Consider the following 19,802-nt stretch of genomic DNA (forward strand, 5'->3'; position numbering starts at 1 on the left):
CATGCCGAACACCATCACCGTCATCACCGCCGTCCACGCCCCGGGCGCGGTGCATCTGCCGGACGCCCACAAGTCGTTGCGCGAGCAGGAGCTGCCGGACGGCTGGGACTGGCAGTGGGTGATCCAGGAGGACGGAGAGTCGGACGCCGTACGGCCCTACGTGCCCGACGACGTGCGCGTCAGCTTCGGACAGGGCCGGGCCGGACGGGCCGCGATGGCGCGCACGATGGGGCTCTCCCGCGCCGAGGGCGTGTACATCAAGGTGCTGGACGCCGACGACATGCTCACCCCCGGCGCACTCGCCCGCGATCTCCGCGCGCTCACCGACCACCCCGATCTCGGCTGGGCCACCTCCCGCGCCCTGGACCTGCTGCCCGACGGCTCCACCGTCGGCTTCGAGGGCGACCCGCCGCAGGGGCCCATCGCACGCGGCGCGGTCCTCGAATTCTGGCGGGCGAACGACTATCGCGCCCAGGTCCACCCCGCCACCCTCTTCGTACGCCGGGAGCTGCTCCTCGCCCTCGGCGGCTGGATGGCCCTCCCCGCCTCCGAGGACACCGGCCTCCTCATGGCCCTCAACGCGGTCAGCCGCGGCTGGTTCACCGCCGAGACCGGTCTGCTCTACCGCAAGTGGCCCGGCCAGGTCACCAGCCAGTCCGCCCACACCGACGCGGCCGAGCGCGCGGCACGGTTCGCGGTGGTCGAGGCGCGGGCCCGGGTCCTGGCCGCCATGGACGGCTGGCGCTACGACACCCGCTGAGAACCCGCTCGCCGCCACCGATGAGTTTGTGCGGCCTCCCCGGTCTGAGAGGAGGAAGAGCTCACCGACCGCATCCCACGGAGGGGCGTCATGAGGAAGATCACCGCCAGCCTGTTCATCTCGCTCGACGGGGTCGTGGAGGCGCCCGACCAGTGGCACTTCCCGTACTTCAACGACGAGATGGGCGCCGCCGTCGACGCGGGCCTCGGCGCGGCCGACACCCTCCTCATCGGCCGCAAGACCTACGACAGCTTCGCCGGAGCCTGGCCGGACCGCGAGGCGGCGGGCGGTGAGGACGCCCACTTCGCCAAGAAGCTCGGCGACGCGCGCAAGATCGTCCTGTCCCGCCAGAACCTCAGCTTCACCTGGCGGAACTCCGAGCAGCTCAAGGGCGACTTCGCCGACGCCGTCACCGCGCTGAAGAACGAACCGGGCGGGGACATCGCCCTCAGCGGCTCGGTCTCGGTCGTCCGGCAGCTCATGGCGCACGGCCTGCTGGACGAGCTGCATCTGCTGGTCCACCCGATCGCCGTCCGCAAGGGCATGCGGCTGTTCGACGAGAGCGAGACCACGATCCCGCTGAAACTGCTCTCCTCCGCCACCTTCAGCACCGGTGTGCTGCACCTCGTCTACGCCCCGGCCGAGTCCACCGCCGACGCCACCTACGAGGACGCCAAGACCCACCTGCCCCGGGACGACCAGTAGACGCCCCAGCCCTCGGCCCCCAGGACGGCCACTCAGGGCAGGGTTTCCGCGTCGACCCGTGAGAAGACCAGGTCGCTCTCCTCGGTGACCGGCCCCCGCCAGCGGACCGGAACCTCCGGCGGGCGCCGCAGGGCGCCGGGGTAGCTGCCTGCCGCGTAGTCGTTGGGCAGGCGGTAGACGTGGAAGCCGTGGCCCTTGAGGGTGGCCAGCAGGTCTTCGACGGAGTCGCCCAGGTCGGACATGCGCTGGGGGGTGACCTCGACGGTCAGTTCGGCGTCGGGGCGCAGTTTGTCGAGGAGGGGGACGAGGCCGCGGATCACGCTGCCTTCCGCGCCCTCCACGTCGATCTTGATGACCCTGGCGTTGGTGATCTCGTCGTCGGTGAGGAGGTCGGGCAGGGGCTGGGCCGCGATCTCGAAGGTGGACTCGGCGGGGCCGTCGTAGGGGACGACGCTGTTGGCGCCCATGTTGCGGGAGCTGGCGAGGATGAAGGTCAGCAGCTCGTCGCGGTCGGAGACGGCCGCGTTGAGGGCGCGGATGTTGGTGCGGTCGTTGCGCCGGGCGTGGCGCCGGAGGAGCTGGTGGAACGTCGGTGAGGCCTCGATCGCCACCACCGTCCCACCGCGGCCGACGAGGCGGGAGGCGAGGACGCTGTAGTAGCCGATGTTGGCCCCGACGTCCACGAAGACGTCTCCGGGCTTCAGCCGGCGCTGGAGCCACCGCGTCATATGGGGCTCCCAGACCCCGAAGAGGTAGAGGTACCGCTGGATGAGGTCCTGGGTGTCCACGGCGAAGGTGGCGCCGAAGCGCGTACGGGCCAGGCGGTGCAGAGGGCGGTCCCGCAGGGCGGCGTTGAGATGGCGTTCGACCAGGGCCCGCTTTCCGGCGCTCCAGGGCGCGTGGCGGACGTACTCGCGGCCGAGGTCGAGAGCGGCCTGGTCGACGAGCCTGCGGATCACGGGGTCTCCAGGTGGGGGAGGCGTCTTCTTGTGGTGCGGCGTGCGGCGTGCGGCGTGCGGTACGCGGGTCGTTCGCTGTCGCGCCGCACCGGTGCCCAGTGTCCCCCGGAGATGCCCCCGACATCGCCCGGAGATGCCCCGACATGGCCCGGAGATGCCCCGGTCATGGCCCGGACATGGAAGCGCCCGACCGCTGGCGACGGGGGATGCACCAGCGGTCGGGCTGTACCTAAGAGTAACGCGGTCGCCGGGGTGGGGAAGCCGACTCCTCCCCTGCGGGAGCAGTTGTGACCGCGATCACGCAACGTTCGCGCAACGTCGTTACTGACCGCACGGAGGCGCGTACGAGAGCCGGGAGAGGTATTCGTCCCATTTCCCCGGGGTCAGCACGCCTCGCGTCTTCGAGCAGATGCGACGCACCGCCTCATCCACGTCCAGGCTCCACAGCCGGACCGTGTCCGCGCCGCTGGACACCCCGAGCATCCGGCTGTGCGGGCTGAACGACAGGAAATTGCCGGTCTTGGCGTTGGGGCTCAGCGACTGGCCGATGGACGTGGCCTTGGAGGGGACGGTGACGTCCCACAGCCGGACCGCGTTGTCGTTGCCGCCGCTCGCGAGCGTGTTGCCGTCCTTGCTGAAGGTCAGCGACACGATCGCGTCGGTGTGGCCGGTGAGCGGGGACCGCAGCCGGGTCGCCCTGCCGGGGCCGGTGACGTCCCACAGCCGGACCGTGTTGTCGTCGCTGCCGCTGGCCAGCGTGCGGCCGTCCGGAGTGAAGACGAGCGCGTTGACGGGGCCGAGGTGGCCCGTGACCGGCCCGCCCCGTGGGGTGGCGTGGCGCGGGTCGGTCACCTTCCACAGCCGGATGGTGTTGTCCGCGCTGCCGCTGGCCAGTGTGCGGCCGTCCGGGCTGAAGACGAGTGAGTTGACGTAGCCCCGGTGGCCGGTGAGCGGTTTGCCGAGCTTGCGGACATGCGACGGGTCGCTGACGTTCCACAGCTGGATGGTGTTGTCGTTGTACGCCGTCGCCATCATGCGCCCGTCCGGCGTGAAGCCCAGCGCGCCCGCGAACCTGGTCCGCAGGGGGAGGGGCGGTTTGTACGGGACGGGCCGGGTCGGATCGGTGACGTTCCACAGCCGCACCTGACGGTCTCCGGTCATCATCGCGAGGGTGTGGCCGTCCGGGGTGAACGTCAGCTCCCGCACCGAGCCCTCCCCGGGGTCGAACGGCTCGCCCAGCGGCACCGGCCGGTTGGGATCGTCCACGTTCCACAGCCGGACCTTCTCGTCGCGCCCGGCCGTGGCGAGCACCCGCCCGTCCGGGCGGAACACCCCGATCCGGCCGACCATGTCCGATGTCGGGATCGACCACAGCCGGACCGTGTTGTCGCCGCTCCCGGTGGCGAGGGTCCGCCCGTCGGGGCTGAAGCCCAGGGCGTACATCTCGCCGCTGCTCCCCGCGAGCGGCTCGCCGACCTGTGACGGATACGCCGGATCGCTGACGTTCCACAGGCTCGCCGTACTGTCCTGGCTGGCGGCGGCGAGCATGGATCCGTCCGGGCTGAAGGACACCGACCATATGGGACCGATGTGGCCGGTGAGCGGCGAGCCCAGCGACTCCGCGTGACGTGGATCGCCGACGTCCCACAGCCGGATGGTGTTGTCCGCGCTGCCGCTGGCGAGGGTCCGGCCGTCCGGGCTGAACGCCACGGAGTGGATCAGATCCTTGTGGCCGGTCAGCACCTTGCCGATCCGCTTCGGACGGCGCGGATCGGCCATGTTCCACAGCCTGATCGAGGCGTCGTCGCCACCGGCCGCCAGTGTCCGCCCGTCCGGGCTGAACGCCACGGAGCGCACGGCGGCGGTGGCGCCGGTCAGCGCGCCGATCGCCTTCGGCCGGTCCGGGCGCCGCATGTCCCACAGGCGGATGACGCGATTCTCCGTGGCGGTGGCCAGCGTGCGCCCGTCCGGGCTGAAGGCGAGCAGATAGATCGTGCCGTCATGGTGGGAGAGGGGCGCGCCGAGCGGACGCGGATGGCGGGGGTCCCGTACGTCCCACAGCCGGATCGTGCCGTCGTCGCCCGCGCTGGCGAGGGTGTTGCCGTCCGGGCTGAAGACCGCACTGCTCACCCAGCTCGTATGGCCGGTGAGGGGCTTGCCCAGCGGTTTGGGGCGGGTCCGGTCCCTGACGTCCCACAGCCGGACGGTCCGGTCGTAGCTGGCGGTGGCCAGCAGCCGCCCGTTCGGGCTGAACGAGGTGAGGTAGACGGCGCCGGTGTGGCCGTGCAGCGGCGTGGCCAGCGGCGCGTTCACCACCGACAGCAGCCGGTTCCTGGTGGCCTCGTCGTGCGGCCGCAAGTCGTGTGCCACCAGGGCGAGCTGGGCGGACAGCGACGGATCCGTGTTCTGGAAGCGATCGGCCTCGGTGACCACCTGCTCGAACACCGCGTCGTCCCGCTGCTGCCACGCGACCACTGCCGTACCGGCGGCCAGCACCGCCAGCACGACCAGAGCCGACACCGCGCCACGGCGGAGCCACACCGTGCGCCTGCGCAGCCTCACCGAAGCGGCCAGGAACTCCACCGCGCTACGGGTCAGAAAGGTGCCCCCCGCGGTCTTCGCCCAGGTGTGGGCCTGCTCCAGCCGGGAGCCCCGGTAGAGCAGGGAGGAGTCGCGGTTCGAGCCCTCCCAGGACCGGCCGTCCTCCTCCAGCCGCTGGCGCACCAGATGGTCGTTGCGGTCCTCGTCGATCCAGTCGCGCAGCCGTGGCCAGGCGTGGAGCAGCGCCTCATGGGTGATCTCCACGGTCTCCGCGTCGAGCGTCACCAGGCGGGCGCGGACCAGTGTTTCGAGCGATTCCTCCGTCTTGCCCGGATCCGTCGACTCCTTCGCCAGTTGGTGCCGGGTCCCCCGCCTGCGGGTGGCCTGGGTGTCCTCGCCCAGCCGGACCAGCCGGAGGAGCAGCAGCCTCGCCGCCGTGCGCGCCTCGGAGTCGAGGCTGGACCAGGCCCGCTCGGCGGTCGCCGCCACCGCCCCCTGGATGCCGCCCGCCGCGCGATAACCGGCCAGCGTCAGCCGTCCGCCCTTCCGCCGCTGCCAGGTGGCGAGCAGGGCGTGGGAGAGGAGCGGCAGTACGCCCGCGTCATGCGTCCCACGCGGGCCGTCGGCGCTCACCTCCCGGACGATCAGCTCCGCGAGCCCTGGTTCGAGCTCCAGACCCACCGCCTTGGCCGGGCCGGTCACCGCCTCGCGCAACTCGGCGGTGGTCAGCGGCCCGAGCACCATGTGCCGGTGCTGGAGCGCGTCGGCCAGTTCGGGGTAGCCCAGGCACAGCTCGTAGAAGTCGGCTCGGATGCCGAGGACGACGAGCACGGGGGGCGGGTCACCGGGGCCGGCGGGGGTGCAGGCGGCGTGGAGGAGCTGGATGAACGTACGCCGGTCGGCCTCGTCGGAGCCGAGGGTGAACGCCTCCTCGAACTGATCCACGATCACGACGGGGCGGGCGTCGGAGGACGGCGTCTCGCGGTCCGCCCATGCGGCGACGGCCTCGCGGACCGCGTGGGCGAATTCTGGGGTGCCGGGCTCGGCCGCTGGTTCGTGTGGGGTTGGTCCGTGGGCGGCTGGTTCGTGGGTGGCTGGATTGTTTGCTGCTGGTTTGTCTGCTGCCGGCGCGTCTGTTGTCGACGTGTCTGTTGCCGACGCGCCTGTTGTCGGTGCGTCCGCTGGTGGGCCGTCAGCCGCCCGTTCGTCCGCGTCCGATTCCGCGTCCGATTCCGGTTCGTCCGGTTCCTCCGCCGTGGGGACCACGCGCGCGAGTTCGGGGATATGGCGGGCCACCTCGGCGAGCGGGTCGCCGCCCGGCACGAGTTGCAGTACGCCCCTCGCCCGGCCGTCCCCGTCGCCCGGCGCCCCGGTGCGCAACGCGGGCACCAGACCGGCGTTCAGCAGCGAGGACTTCCCCGCCCCCGAAGCGCCCACGAGCACGACCAGGCCACCCGTCTTCTCCGCCGCGTGCAGCTGGGTGACGAGGGCGTCCGTGCTCCGCTCCCGGCCGAAGAACCACCGGGCGTCCTGCCGGCGGTACGAGGCCAGGCCCCGGTACGGGCATACGCCGCCGGGGACCGCCGGGCCCTCGGCCGGGGGCCCTTCCTCTTCTTCGGCGGCCGGCGCGGGGCGTTCGCCGACCGGGTCGGCCAGCGCACGCTCCCACAGCCGTTGCCAGCGGGCCATGTCGTACAGGCCCGGGGACACCGGCACGGGCCGCGAGCGCCGTGCGTCGGGTATCAGGACATGCAGGACGGCCGCGAGGGCGGCGAACTGCGCGGGTACGTTCTTCGCTCGTCGCCAGTCGCTGATCCGCTGGGCGGAGACCCGTACGGGACGCCCCCGCTCATCGGTCCGCTGGAGTCGGACGACCGCCTCGGCCACACTCTTGAGGGGAGGATTACCGGCCTCCCTGTACAGCAGTGCGAGGCGTTCCGCGAAGGCTATGCGTGCCCCCGAGTCGGAACTCAAGGTCTCCACTCCTTACTTCCCCCGCGCTGGACATCCGGACCGGAAAACTCACTTTATATGGCTGACCAGCGGAAAAACCGGTGGCGTGATACCGGAACCTCCTCGGTGGGAGGCGCAGCTGGCAGGATCATGGCGCGATAGCGCATCCACCACGAGCCGTCCAGCCAGGCCATCAGCTCAGCGCACGGAGAGACAACCCATGGCACCGCATGTTCTCGGTCAGCTTTCGTCGCAGTCACGAGACGGTGTGCACGGGCGCGTCGCGTGAGCCCCGGAGATCCGTAGAGATCCGTGAAGCCGGTCCCATCGGGGACGGCGGTCGCATCGACCACGGATCCGACCCCCCGGTCCGCACCCGTACGGCGCGGATCGGCACCGCTCCAGCGTTCGGCACCGGTCCCCACGAGGGGAGGGACCGGCGCCGGACGTTGTGGCGGTTCTGTCGTCTCTGCTACGTCATCTGGGCGCGGCGGGCCAGTCGTCGGGGCCGCCGCCGTTCCATTCGATCAGCTCGGGGTTGTCGAGGGGCGCGTCCTCTTCCATCACACCCGCGCGGTGCAGGAGCCGCCGGAGCTCGTCCGGGCTCACCACCACTCCGACGTCGGCGCCGTCGATCAGCACACGGCGGCGGCCGTCCAGCGGTTCGTCCACCACGACGCGGGGCGGGGCCGGGGTCATGTCCTCCATAGGACCAGGCTCGCCGCTTACGGCGCCGACCGCACCTCGGGCGGGACGTGCCGATGAAACCGTGGCCGACGCGCGAGGGCCTGGGACCGGTCATCGGTCCCAGGCCCTCTGTCGTGCGGTTATGCGGTTCGTATCGGTCGCGCCGGTCAGCCGCAGTTGCCGCCGCACTGGCACGGGCCGCCGGACTGACAGCCGCAGCCGCAGCCCGAGCCGCAGCCGCATGCGCCGACGGGGTGGGCCGGAGCGGGTTCGGGCTTGGAGAGGTCCGCCATGCGTCTCCTCCTCGGGAGGGGTCACGTCACCTGCTGCTCATGGTGCCGACGACCCGGCGGCCGAGCGCAGGGGCGCGTCGACGGCGCTTTGATGCACACCGTCGCAGACGCTCACGCCCCGTAGCCGCTCACGCTCCCTCGACGACATCCCCCTGCGCCGATATCTCGTCGGCGTGCTCACCGGTGACCAGGTAGACCACGCGCTTGGCGACCGAGACCGCGTGGTCCGCGAACCGCTCGTAGTAGCGGCCCAGCAGCGTGACGTCCACGGCCGTCTCGATGCCGTGCTTCCAGCGGTCGTCCATCAGGTGCTGGAAGAGGGTGCGGTGCAGCAGGTCCATCGCGTCGTCGTCCTGCTCCAGCTGGAGCGCGAGGTCGACGTCCTTGGTGATGATGACCTCGGCGGACTTCGCCATCAGCCGCTGGGCGAGCTGGCCCATCTCCAGGATCGTGGCGTGCAGATCGTGCGGCACGGCCGAGTTCGGGAAGCGGAGCCGGGCCAGCTTGGCGACGTGCTGCGCGAGGTCGCCGGAGCGCTCCAGGTCGGCGCTCATCCGCAGGCTGGTCACCACGATCCGCAGATCGGTGGCGACCGGCTGCTGCCGGGCGAGCAGGGCTATCGCCCGTCCCTCCAGGTCCCGCTGCAGATCATCGACCTTCTCATCGGCGGCGATGACGCTCTCGGCGAGCTTGAGGTCCGCGTCGAGAATCGCGGTGGTGGCACGGCCGATGGCCGAACCGACGAGCCGGGCCATGTCGACCAGGCCGTCCCCGATCGAATCAAGCTCCTCGTGGTACGCGTCCCGCATCACTGACCTCTTTCACTGACTCTCGGTGACGATCTTTGACAGGCTCTGACAGGTTTCCTGGCAGTTCTCCGTGGCTCATGGCTCATGCCCCGGGGCCCCACACTTCCACGCTCCGGCCGAAACGCGTCCGCTTCCGGCATCCGGCGTTAATCACACCTGATGCCCAGGTGAACTCTCGGCAACGCGACCCCGGCCGCCCCGTGTGAGACCCGCTCGACGAAACGTCCGGAGTGAACCGATACCGACTCCTCGGTGAACTCTCGGCAACGTCTGACCGAGGGGATCGTCACGGGGCTGTGGAGGGGTCTCGCCGCCCGCATAACCTGGACGCATGAACGTGAACGCGGCGATCGCCGCAGTGGCGGCGCTCGCCGGGTTGTGCACCGGCGTCATCGCCATGCTGGCGTTCCGCTGGAGCGAGCGTGAACAGGCGAAGCCTACGCGCTCCTCGCTGCATACCGACGCCGTGCTGCCGCCCGGCGTGGACACAGTGCTGTCGGTACTGCGTTCCTCGGCCGTCGTCCTCGATGAAGCGGACGCCGTCGTCAAGGCGAGCTCGGCCGCGTACGCGCTGGGCCTGGTGCGCGGCGGCAAGCTGGCCGTCGAGCCGATGCTGGCGATGGCCCGCGACACCCGGCGGGACGGCGAGATCCGGCAGATCGAGCTCGATCTGCCGCGCCGCGGCACCGGCCGGGGCGGCGACGCGCTCGCGGTGTCCGCCAGAGTGGCCCCGCTGGGCTCCCGGCTGGTCCTGCTGCTCGTGGAGGACCTCACCGAGGCCCGCCGGATCGAGGCGGTACGACGCGACTTCGTCGCCAATGTCAGCCATGAGCTCAAGACCCCGGTCGGCGCGCTGTCCCTGCTGTCCGAGGCCGTGATGGACGCGTCCGACGACCCGGAGGCGGTCACCCGCTTCGCCGGGCGGATGCAGGTCGAGGCGACCCGCCTGACCAGCCTGGTCCAGGAGCTCATCGACCTCTCCCGGGTGCAGAACGACGACCCGTTGGAGGACGCCGAGCCGGTCCGGGTGGACGAGCTCGTCGCCGAGGCCATCGACCGGTGCCGCCACCAGGCGGGCACCAAACAGATCACGATGGCCACGGGCGGCACCGCCGATCTGCACGTCTGGGGCAACCGCGGCCAGCTGGCCGCCGCACTCGGCAATCTCGTCGAGAACGCGGTCAACTACAGCCCGGCCCGTACCCGCGTCGGCATCGCCGCCCGCCGCATCCCCGCGACCGGCGGGGACCTGATCGAGATCGCCGTGACCGACCAGGGCATAGGCATCTCCGAGAAGGACCGCGAGCGGATCTTCGAGCGCTTCTACCGGGTCGACCCGGCCCGCTCGCGGCAGACCGGCGGGACCGGGCTCGGGCTCGCCATCGTCAAGCATGTGGCCGCCTCGCACGGCGGGGAGGTCACCGTGTGGAGCGCCGAGGGACAGGGCTCCACCTTCACCCTGAGACTCCCGGAAGCCGGTGCGGCGCGGGACCGGGACCGCTCGCGGAGCGAGACGCGCGAGTCGAGCGAGTCGTACGACACCGGAGACCTCGATGGCGAGGACCACGGCCGACCGTACGAGACCTTCACCAATGAACCACTCTCAGCCCCGGAGGTCCTTCCGTGACCCGAGTTCTGGTCGTCGAGGACGAGGAATCGTTCAGCGACGCGTTGTCGTACATGCTTCGCAAGGAGGGATTCGAGGTCGCGATCGCGGCTACCGGCCCCGAGGGGCTCGATGAGTTCGAGCGGAACGGCGCCGACCTGGTGCTGCTCGACCTGATGCTGCCGGGCCTGCCCGGTACGGAGGTCTGCCGCCAGCTGCGCGGCCGGTCCAATGTCCCGGTGATCATGGTGACCGCCAAGGACAGCGAGATCGACAAGGTGGTCGGGCTGGAAATAGGCGCCGACGACTATGTGACCAAGCCCTTCTCCTCGCGCGAGCTGGTCGCCCGGATCAGAGCCGTGATGCGCCGCCGCGGTGAGCCGGAGGAGGTCACCCCGGCCGCCCTGGAGGCCGGACCGGTCCGGATGGACGTCGACCGGCACGTGGTCACGGTCGGCGGCGGCAAGGTGGACCTCCCGCTGAAGGAGTTCGACCTGCTGGAGATGCTGCTCCGCAACGCGGGCCGGGTGCTGACCCGGATGCAGCTGATCGACCGCGTCTGGGGTGCGGACTACGTGGGCGACACCAAGACCCTCGACGTCCACGTCAAGCGCCTCCGGGCCAAGATCGAGCCCGACCCGGGCGCGCCTCGGTATCTGGTGACGGTGCGGGGTCTGGGCTACAAGTTCGAGCCGTAAAGCCGGGCCTGAGCCCCGGACCGCCGGACGGAGTCCGGCACAGTGTCCCGAAGCCCGTGAGGCCCGCCAGGGCCGAGTGGTGCGAGGGGCGCACGCGGAAGGGGGGCGAGCCCGGCCTGGGCGCGCCTCGGTATCTGGTGACGGTGCGGGGTCTGGGTTACAAGTTCGAGCCGTAAAGCCACCTGCTCATGCGCGAGGGCGGCCCTGGAAAGGTCCAGGGCCGCCCTCGCGCATGCCTGGGCGGGTCTCAGAGGCCCGTGGCGACCGGCCGACGGGTCTCAGTGACCGCCGCCGTTCGGGTTGGGCTCGCCGGACGCGATGCCGTTCGGGGCGCCGCTGCTCTCCTCGCCGCCGGGCCGGCCGCTCGCCGTGCCGGACGGGGTGCCACTGGGCGTACCACTGGCGGTGCCACTGGGCGTACCACTCGGCTTGCCGCCGGGCGTCGCCGAGCCCGACGGCTTGGCGGTCGGCAGCTCGGACGGGCCCCAGCCCTTGAAGTAGCTCTTCGCCGGGACCACGAACGCGGTGATCGGGATGTTGCCGGTCGAGCTGAGGTCGAAGACGACCCGCTCCGCGTTGCCGTCCTGGGTGGCCTCGCGCCCGTCGCTGATGACGGCGGAGGCGTTGCCCTTGCCGCCGAAGGCCACCGAGCCGCCGTGCGGGACCACGACCGGGCCCTTGCCCTTGGCCGGGGAGAGCTTCACCCGAGCGCTGGTGCCGGGGAGGGTGATGGCCTTGACGGTCTGGTCGTTCTTGCCGTTGTTGAAGATCCGGCCGGTGATGACGGCCGGGCCCTTGGCGGTGCGGTCCGGCTGGGTCACCACGGTGGCGTTCTGGATCTTGATGTCCCCGACGGACGTCGCGGCGTTGTCGGGCTTGACCTCCAGGGTCTGCGCGTCGTTCCCCGCCGCGCAGGCGGAGAGCGGGGCGATCGAGACCACGATGGCGGCTGCGGCGAGGGCGCCGCGTCGAAGGCTGCTGCTCACGGCGGCGGCATCTCCTAGGACGAGGTAAAGGTTGGATCAGCGCGCTTAGATTACCGATCCGCCCTCCTCGGCCCGCACCCGACCCGCCCCAAGGCGATCGGCCCCGGGGCGGCACGCCCGTACGCTGCCGGTTCCGAGGTGGTTCCGGCGTGGGTCCGGTGTGGTTCGGGCGCGCTTCCCGCGTGCGTCACGCGGTCCGTACGGCGCCGTCCCGAAGTCCCGAATATCGGCTCTACCGGCCGCGCGGGAGATTATCGGTAAGGAATCCACGCACGTCCGAGAATTGATCACGGACTTGATCCGCTCTGCGTGATCAAGTCCGTGATCAATTCTCGAATCGGGGCCGGATCCCGCACTCCTGATCCGAACGGAGTAGCGGAAGTCCATCGACTGGACTCCGGCAAAACGGGACGTAGGGCCACTCGTCCGGGCTTCTTCCGACGCGTAACGGGTGGGTTTCGGGGTACCTGGACAGCCGCTCCCACCTGCGAATACCCGGTTCCGCAGGCCTCGTGCAGCACGTTCCTGCCGCACTTGTCAAGCCCCGAGATGTGCCCTGACCTGCGAAAACGCCATTCAGAAGAAGGCGTTCCCGTGTTACCCTGGATAGCCACGGAAGGGGTACCTGTCACATGACGTTCAAGGTTGGCGACACCGTGGTCTATCCCCATCACGGGGCCGCGCTGATCGAGGCCATCGAAACTCGCCAGATCAAAGGCGTGGACAAGACCTACTTGGTGCTGAAGGTCGCTCAGGGTGACCTGACGGTTCGTGTGCCGGCGGACAATGCGGAGTTCGTCGGTGTGCGTGATGTGGTCGGCCAGGACGGGCTGGACCGGGTCTTCGAGGTGCTGCGCGCACCGTATGCGGAAGAACCGACGAACTGGTCCCGTCGCTACAAGGCAAATCTCGAGAAGCTCGCCTCCGGTGATGTGATCAAGGTTGCCGAGGTCGTGCGTGACCTGTGGCGCCGAGAGCGTGAGCGCGGACTCTCCGCCGGTGAGAAGCGCATGCTCGCCAAGGCCCGCCAGATCCTGGTGAGCGAGCTCGCCCTCGCCGAGAGCACCAACGAGGACAAGGCCGAGGCCCTGCTCGACGAGGTTCTCGCGTCCTGACAAATCAATGCCGTGGTGCCCGAGTGACTCAGACGTGAATTCCCGCTAAATCGTCTGTCGCCGGGCGCTGCGGCATGTGTACGTGCCGGACGTCCTGATCCCCTGAGTGATCTCCTTTGATCCCTCGTTCGATTCCCCGAGCGATCTCTGAGTCACCGTCCATCGCATTTGGTCCATCGCACCTGGTGCCGATGCGCCACCGCGCGCACGGTGCGCGGTGTAGGTGTGCCGGGCTCGGGCAGCTGGCTCGACCAGTCGTCACGGAAGGGGCCGGTCGGGGCATCGCGCCCGGCACGCTGTGGCCATACCCATTTCGGCTGAGGAAGCAAACCTGAACGCCAACTCAATGTCCGCAACACCGGACCACGGCGGCTCCGGCGTGTCCGGGCGAACCGTCCGCACCGCCGCCGTGATCCCCGCCGCGGGCCGCGGCGTGCGACTGGGTCCGGGCGCCCCCAAGGCGCTGCGCCCGCTGGGCGGCACGCCCATGCTCGTCCACGCCGTACGGGCGATGGCCGGATCCCGCTCCGTCTCCCTCGTCGTCGTGGTCGCCCCGCCGGACGGCGCCGACGAGGTGCGGCGGCTGCTGGACGCGTATCCGCTGAGCGGCAGCCTCGGCGACACCACCGAGGTGGTCGTCGTGCCCGGCGGCGAGACCCGCCAGGAGTCGGTGCGCGAGGGGCTGGCCGCCGTCCCCGAGACCGTCACCACCGTGCTGGTGCACGACGCGGCCCGGCCGCTGGTGCCCGTGGACACGGTGGACGCGGTCGTCGCCGCCGTACGGGACGGGGCGCCCGCCGTCGTCCCGGCGCTGCCGGTGGCCGACACCGTGAAGCAGGTCGAGCCGCGCACCGGGGAGCGGGCCGGTGAGCCCGAGCCGGTGGTCGGCACCCCCGAGCGCGCGCTGCTGCGCGCCGTCCAGACCCCGCAGGGCTTCGACCGCGCCACGCTCGTGGCCGCCCACGAGAAGATCGTCCTGGAGGGCGAGGGCGCCACGGACGACGCGGGCATGGTGGAGCGGCTCGGTGTCGAGGTCGTGGTCGTCCCCGGCCACGAGGAGGCGTTCAAGGTGACCCGGCCGCTGGACCTGGTGCTGGCCGAGGCGGTCCTGGCCCGCAGGAGGGCGAACGATGGCTTCTGATGCGGCGATGCTCCCCCTGGTGGGCATCGGCACGGATGTGCACGCCTTCGAGAAGGGCCGTGAGCTGTGGTGCGCCGGGCTGCTGTGGGAGGGCGAGGAGTACGGACTCGCCGGGCACTCCGACGGTGATGTGGCGGCGCACGCCGCCTGTGACGCGCTGTTCTCCGCCGCCGGGCTCGGCGATCTCGGCGCCCATTTCGGCACCGGCCGCCCCGAGTGGTCCGGCGCGGCCGGTACCACGCTGCTCGCGGAGGCCGCCCGGATCGTCCGGGACGCGGGCTTCGAGATCGGCAACGTGGCGATCCAGGTGATCGGCGTACGCCCGAAGATCGGCAAACGGCGCGAAGAGGCGACGAAGGCGCTGACGGCGGCCGTGGGCGCCCCCGTCTCGGTGTCCGGTACGACCACGGACGGGCTGGGGCTGACCGGCCGCGCCGAGGGGCTCGCGGCGATCGCGACGGCGCTGGTGTTCCGTAGGTAAGGGCGACAGGTAAGGGCCACAGGTAAGGGCGACCGGTAGTCCGTACGGGGGGGGCGCGGATGCTCCGGCGGTGGCGCCGCCCGGCGTTCGGGATGGGCGCGCGGGTGCGTCCGGAGTGTCACCCGCGTCCCGAGTGTCACGCTTCTGTGTCCCCGCGTGGAAGGGGCACGGGGCACCGTTCTCTTCCCACTACCCTTGATGCGTGACTATTCGCCTGTACGACACCAGCGCTCGGCAGATCCGTGACTTCACCCCGCTCAAGCCGGGCTGTGTCTCGATCTACCTGTGCGGCGCGACCGTGCAGGCCGCCCCGCACATCGGGCACATCAGGTCGGGGCTGAACTTCGACATCATGCGCCGCTGGTTCGCCCACCGCGGCTATGACGTGACGTTCATCCGCAATGTCACGGACATCGACGACAAGATCATCGCGAAGTCGGCGGAGCAGAAGCGCCCCTGGTGGGCGATCGGCTACGAGAACGAGCGCGCCTTCAACCAGGCGTACGACATCCTCGGCTGCCTGCCCGTGACCTATGAGCCGCGGGCGACCGGTCATGTCCCCGAGATGATCGAGATGATGCGGGAGCTGATCGACCGGGGTCATGCGTATGCCGCCGAGGGCAATGTCTACTTCGATGTGCGCTCGTTCCCCGAGTATCTGAAGCTCTCCAACCAGGATCTGGACGGACTGCGCCAGCCCTCGGGCGAGGGCGAGACCGGCAAGCGCGACCCGCGCGATTTCGCCATGTGGAAGGCGGCGAAGCCGGGGGAGCCCAGCTGGGAGACCCCGTGGGGGCGCGGCCGTCCCGGCTGGCACCTGGAGTGCTCGGCGATGGCGCACAAGTACCTCGGGCGCGCCTTCGACATCCACGGCGGCGGCGTCGACCTGATCTTCCCGCACCATGAGAACGAGATCGCGCAGGCCAAGGCGTTCGGCGACGACTTCGCCGCCTACTGGGCGCACAACGCCTGGGTGACCATGAGCGGCGAGAAGATGAGCAAGTCGCTCGGCAATTCGGTGCTGGTCTCCGAGATGGTCAAGCGCTGGCGTCCGATCGTGCTCCGCTACTACCTGGGCACCCCGCACTACCGGTCGATGATCGAGTACAGCGAGGAGGCCCTGCGCGAGGCCGAGTCGGCGTTCGCGCGGATCGAGGGCTTCATCCAGCGCGTGGTGGAGAAGGCCGGGAGCGTCGAGCCCGCCGCCGAGGTGCCGCCCGCCTTCGCCGAGGCGATGGACGACGACCTCGGGGTGCCGCAGGCGCTCGCGGTCGTCCACACCACCGTTCGCCAGGGGAACTCCGCCCTGACCGCCGACGACAAGGAGGCGGCGGTCGCCCGGCTCGCCGAGGTGCGGGCCATGCTGGGGGTGCTGGGCCTCGATCCGCTCGCCGAGCACTGGGCGGGCGGTTCGGACCGCGGTGAGGATCTGCACGGCGTGGTCGATTCCCTCGTCCGGCTGGTCCTGGAGCAGCGGCAGGCCGCGCGGACCCGTAAGGACTACGCGACGGCGGACGCGATCCGCGATCAGCTGCAGCAGTCGGGTCTGGTGATCGAGGACACCCCGTCCGGGCCGCGCTGGGAGCTGGGCACCCGCTGACCTCGCTGTTTGTGCCGCCCGCCACCTCGGGCGGCACACTTGTGACCGTACATACGACCGTAGACGCGTGTTGCGTTCGACGTTTTTCCGTTGCCGTTTGCCGAGCAGCGCTGAGCAGTGAAGAGACAGGTGACATTCATGGCCGGCAACAGCCAGCGCAGGAACCGCCGTACCAGCAACAAGAAGGGCGCGACGGTCGGCAGCGGCGGTAAGCGGCGCCGCTCCCTCGAGGGCAAGGGGCCCACCCCGCCCGCCGAGATGCGCAAGGGACACGCCAAGCAGCGGATGGCCAACGCCCGCGCCCGCCAGTCCGCCAAGCGCCCCGTCCCGCGGCGCGGCGGCAAGGGCTCGAACGAGCTGGTGGTGGGCCGTAACCCGGTGGTCGAGGCGCTGCGCGAGGGCGTTCCGGCGAACACGCTGTATGTCCAGCAGTTCATCGACAGCGACGACCGGGTGCGCGAGGCGCTGAAGGTCGCGGCCGACCGCGGCGGCATCCACCTCATGGAGGCGCCCAAGGCCGAGCTGGACCGGATGACGAACGGGCTGAACCACCAGGGCCTGGTGCTCCAGGTCCCGCCGTACGAGTACGCCCACCCCGAGGACCTGAGCGCGGCCGCCTTCGACGAGGGCGAGGACCCGCTGATCGTCGCCCTCGACGGCGTCACGGATCCGCGCAACCTGGGTGCGGTGGTCCGCTCGGTGTCCGCCTTCGGCGGCCATGGCGTGGTCGTACCGGAGCGGCGGGCGGCCGGGATGACCGCAGGCGCCTGGAAGACCTCCGCGGGCACCGCCGCCCGCACCCCGGTCGCCCGCGCGACCAACCTCACCCGGACCCTGGAGGCCTACCAGAAGGCGGGCCTGACGGTGGTCGGGCTGGCGGCGGACGGCGATGTCGAGCTGCAGGATCTCGAGGTGCTGGACGGCCCGGTCGTGTTCGTCGTCGGCAGCGAGGGCAAGGGGCTGTCGCGGCTGGTGGGCGAGACCTGTGATCTGCGGGTGCGGATTCCGATGCCGGGGGGCGCGGAGTCGCTGAACGCGGGCGTGGCGGCGGGCGTCGTGCTGTACGAGGCGGCACGGCGCCGGGGCTGACCCTGGCGTGGGCGGCGCGCCGCCGGGCCTGGGCGGTGCGCCGCCGGGCGTGAACGGTGTGCTGCCGGGCATGGGCGGTGCGCCGCCGGGCGTGGGCGAGTCCGGTACGGGCGTGGGCCGGAGCGTTGGTGCCCCGGTCGGTCATGCTGCGCCCTCCGGCCGATGATCTTGACGGGCCTCGGACAGATCGGGACGTCCCCGGCAGTGTCTTTCCCGTCCGTCGCTCGGTTAGTTGGACGTGGAGACCAGAAAAGCCCGCATGCCTTCGCCCCTGGCGGGACGCGCGGGGGGATTCGACGACGAACCACAGCTGACCATGGCCAAGGTGCCATGCGATCCGGCGCAGGTCGCCGTCAATGCCCCGAGCTTCCGGGTGCAGCTCAGCGTCCCGGTCGTCAGCAACACGCTGACGGACACGGCCCGGCTCGCCCGCGTCCCGGCCCCCGGCCGGCGTCGGCCGCCCGTGGTGTGGAGCGGCCGCACCCGCCCCGGCGGGGACACCGCGGCGACCCGGCTGCTGCAGGCCGTGCGGTACTCCTCCGAGGGACTGACCGACAGTCTGTCCGATGGCCTGACCGATGGTTTGGGCCGTTCCCGGGCGGGCGAGGGCGCCGAGGACTTGGGCGCCACGCAGGTGCTGCCGCGGATCGCCTTCGACGACGACACGGCGCCCACGGTCATCGGCCCGCGCAACCCCCGTACGGAGTCCGTGCCCCGGTCGTCCGGCGGGCGGCGGGGTCCGGGCGCGGACGGCCCGGCCGAGGCGGGCGGAGCGCGCGGATCGGGCGGATCGGGCGGATCGGGCCGGGCGAGCGCGGTGGCCAGGGCGGCCGGGACGGAGCGGCGCGGCGCGCCCTCCGGACGGCCGGGCGCCCTCGACGGCGAGCGGGACGAGTCGCGGCGCGCCGCGGTCCCGCGCCCGCGCCGCCACTCCGAGTCCGTACGCCACGCCTACTACCCCGGGCGCCGGATGAACCTCGGCGTCGTCCTGCTCCCGCTGCGCATCTTCCTCGGCTTCATCTCCATCTACGGCGGGATGGGCAAGCTCTCCGACCCCGTCTACTTCGACGGCGGCGAGCGCGGCTCGATGGTCACCTGGCTGCGCGGGCTGCACCCCTGGCCGATCGCCGAGCCGCTGCGCGACCTGGCGCTGGAGCATCCGGTGGGCGCCGGGCTGACCGTGGCGTTCCTGCAGATCGTGGTCGGGGTGCTCACCGTGCTCGGGCTGTGGCAGCGGCTGGCCGCCTCGTTCGGCGCGCTGCTGTCCGCCGCGCTGATCGTCACCGTGAGCTGGCGTACGGTGCCGGTCTACGACGCGCCCGACATCGTCTACCTCGCCGCCTGGAGCCCGCTGATCATCGCGGGCGCGCCGGTCTACTCGGTGGACGGCCGGCTCGCCGGCGAGGCGTGGCGGCGGCTCGGCCCCCGGGCCGAACTGTGGGAGCTGCGGCGCCGGGTGCTGCGCCGCGGCGGCGTGATGGCGATGGTGGTCGCCGGGCTGACGCTGCTGGTGGGCTCGATGCTGGGCGCCGCCGTACGGTCCTCGGAGGTCGTGAAGGCGCCGGAGCCGAGCGATCTGCCGACGAACAACCTCCCCGGCTCGCCGCTGCCCAGCAAGCCCGCGGAGAGTCCGCGCGGCGGGCAGCGCGGGACGGTGGGCACGGGCGGCGGCACGGCGGGCGCGCCGTCGCCGCGCGAGCGGCTGTCGCACCGCCCCGAGCCGTCCGCCACGGACTCCTCGGCGTCGACGTCCTCGTCCGGGGTGCCGAGCGCGACGGATTCGGCGTCCGGCACGTCCGGCCGCCCCAGCGGCGCGTCCCGGCCCCGCCCCGGCCTGGGGACGACCCCCCGCTCCCCGCGCCACCCCCTCGCCCCGACGGCGCCGGGCCCGTCCTCGCTGGGCGGCGCCGGCGGCGGCCTGTCCGCGGGCGGCCCGGAGGGCGGCCCCCCGGAGGACAACACATACAACTACAGCGACCCGGCCGCCGAGGAAGCCGCCCTGGGCGGCCTCCTCGGCTGAGCACGATCCCGCCCCCAGCGGTGCCCGGAGGGCCTTCCCCTCCCCGCCCCTTCCCACAACTGGGGCTCCGCCCCAGACCCCGGGTTCGAGGGTGCAGCCCCGGACGCCCCTTGCGCGTCGGCGCGTCAGGATGGCTGGGCCGGGCGGCTGGGTCGGCCTGGCCGGAGGGCCTTTCCCCTCCCCGCCCCTCCCCGCAGCGTCGATTTGCGGCTTGGCCGCGTGGTAGGGGCTTCGCCTGTGGGGTCCGGGGTCTGGGGCGGAGCCACATTCTGCGGCGGAGTCGCGTTTCGCGGCTTTTCCTGGTGCGTTGGTGCGCCGGGGCGGCGGGGTCTGGCGGCGTCGCTTCCCGCAGGGTTGTT

Annotated in this window: 15 protein-coding genes; 10 read left to right on the forward strand and 5 right to left on the reverse strand. The window is 71.5% G+C overall.

Features of this window, described 5'->3' with window-relative positions:
* Position 1: 1 nt before the first annotated feature.
* Positions 2-760, forward strand: a complete 759-nt coding sequence (locus J2Z30_RS32415; RefSeq protein ID WP_044573453.1) for a glycosyltransferase family 2 protein — start codon at positions 2-4, stop codon at positions 758-760.
* Positions 761-850: 90 nt separating this feature from the next.
* Positions 851-1,465 (forward strand): dihydrofolate reductase family protein, encoded by a 615-nt coding sequence (locus tag J2Z30_RS32420; protein WP_044573454.1) that lies wholly within the window; start codon positions 851-853, stop codon positions 1,463-1,465.
* 32 nt (positions 1,466-1,497) lie between these two features.
* Here the strand turns inward: J2Z30_RS32420 and J2Z30_RS32425 are convergent, their stop codons facing one another.
* The 4 genes from J2Z30_RS32425 to phoU all read right to left on the reverse strand — a co-directional run bounded on the left by J2Z30_RS32425 (position 1,498) and on the right by phoU (position 8,707).
* Positions 1,498-2,421 carry an FkbM family methyltransferase gene (locus tag J2Z30_RS32425; protein WP_107073543.1) on the reverse strand — a complete coding sequence of 308 codons (924 nt, stop codon included), beginning with the start codon at positions 2,419-2,421 and terminating at the stop codon, positions 1,498-1,500.
* Positions 2,422-2,745: 324 nt separating this feature from the next.
* Complete coding sequence (locus J2Z30_RS32430; protein ID WP_044581762.1) at positions 2,746-6,939, reverse strand: nSTAND1 domain-containing NTPase; 4,194 nt, start codon at positions 6,937-6,939, stop codon at positions 2,746-2,748.
* 456 nt (positions 6,940-7,395) lie between these two features.
* On the reverse strand, positions 7,396-7,626 hold the full coding sequence (locus J2Z30_RS32435) for a hypothetical protein (RefSeq protein ID WP_044573456.1): 231 nt from the start codon (positions 7,624-7,626) through the stop codon (positions 7,396-7,398).
* Positions 7,627-8,026: 400 nt separating this feature from the next.
* Positions 8,027-8,707, reverse strand: a complete 681-nt coding sequence (phoU, locus tag J2Z30_RS32440) for a phosphate signaling complex protein PhoU (protein WP_044573457.1) — start codon at positions 8,705-8,707, stop codon at positions 8,027-8,029.
* Positions 8,708-9,038: 331 nt separating this feature from the next.
* Here phoU and phoR point away from each other — a divergent pair, with 331 nt between their 5' ends.
* Positions 9,039-10,334 (forward strand): two-component system sensor histidine kinase PhoR, encoded by a 1,296-nt coding sequence (gene phoR, locus J2Z30_RS32445; RefSeq protein ID WP_020870425.1) that lies wholly within the window; start codon positions 9,039-9,041, stop codon positions 10,332-10,334.
* Positions 10,331-11,011 carry a two-component system response regulator PhoP gene (gene phoP, locus J2Z30_RS32450; RefSeq protein WP_044573460.1) on the forward strand — a complete coding sequence of 227 codons (681 nt, stop codon included), beginning with the start codon at positions 10,331-10,333 and terminating at the stop codon, positions 11,009-11,011. The genes phoR and phoP overlap by 4 nt, the downstream gene beginning before the upstream one ends.
* Positions 11,012-11,289: 278 nt before the next feature.
* Here the strand turns inward: phoP and J2Z30_RS32460 are convergent, their stop codons facing one another.
* A complete protein-coding gene (locus tag J2Z30_RS32460) occupies positions 11,290-11,997 on the reverse strand; it encodes a hypothetical protein (protein WP_044573463.1) in 708 nt (235 codons plus the stop codon).
* 632 nt (positions 11,998-12,629) lie between these two features.
* Between J2Z30_RS32460 and J2Z30_RS32465 the strand changes: the two genes are divergently transcribed.
* From J2Z30_RS32465 to J2Z30_RS32490, 6 genes are all read left to right on the forward strand, one after another.
* Positions 12,630-13,112 (forward strand): CarD family transcriptional regulator, encoded by a 483-nt coding sequence (locus J2Z30_RS32465; protein WP_009716930.1) that lies wholly within the window; start codon positions 12,630-12,632, stop codon positions 13,110-13,112.
* 346 nt (positions 13,113-13,458) lie between these two features.
* The gene (gene ispD, locus J2Z30_RS32470; protein ID WP_044573466.1) at positions 13,459-14,253 is read left to right on the forward strand and encodes a 2-C-methyl-D-erythritol 4-phosphate cytidylyltransferase; all 795 of its coding nucleotides are present in this window, start codon (positions 13,459-13,461) and stop codon (positions 14,251-14,253) included.
* Positions 14,243-14,734, forward strand: a complete 492-nt coding sequence (gene ispF, locus J2Z30_RS32475; protein WP_044573469.1) for a 2-C-methyl-D-erythritol 2,4-cyclodiphosphate synthase — start codon at positions 14,243-14,245, stop codon at positions 14,732-14,734. Before ispD ends, ispF begins: the two co-directional genes overlap by 11 nt.
* A gap of 202 nt (positions 14,735-14,936) precedes the next feature.
* On the forward strand, positions 14,937-16,334 hold the full coding sequence (gene cysS / locus J2Z30_RS32480; RefSeq protein ID WP_044573471.1) for a cysteine--tRNA ligase: 1,398 nt from the start codon (positions 14,937-14,939) through the stop codon (positions 16,332-16,334).
* A gap of 138 nt (positions 16,335-16,472) precedes the next feature.
* Positions 16,473-17,423 (forward strand): 23S rRNA (guanosine(2251)-2'-O)-methyltransferase RlmB, encoded by a 951-nt coding sequence (gene rlmB, locus J2Z30_RS32485; protein WP_044573473.1) that lies wholly within the window; start codon positions 16,473-16,475, stop codon positions 17,421-17,423.
* Between the two features lie 259 nt (positions 17,424-17,682).
* On the forward strand, positions 17,683-19,443 hold the full coding sequence (locus J2Z30_RS32490; RefSeq protein WP_044573476.1) for a DoxX family protein: 1,761 nt from the start codon (positions 17,683-17,685) through the stop codon (positions 19,441-19,443).
* The last annotated feature ends 359 nt before the right edge of the window (positions 19,444-19,802 follow it).

This window comes from Streptomyces iranensis (assembly GCF_017874715.1).
Taxonomy (GTDB): Bacteria; Actinomycetota; Actinomycetes; order Streptomycetales; family Streptomycetaceae; genus Streptomyces; species Streptomyces iranensis.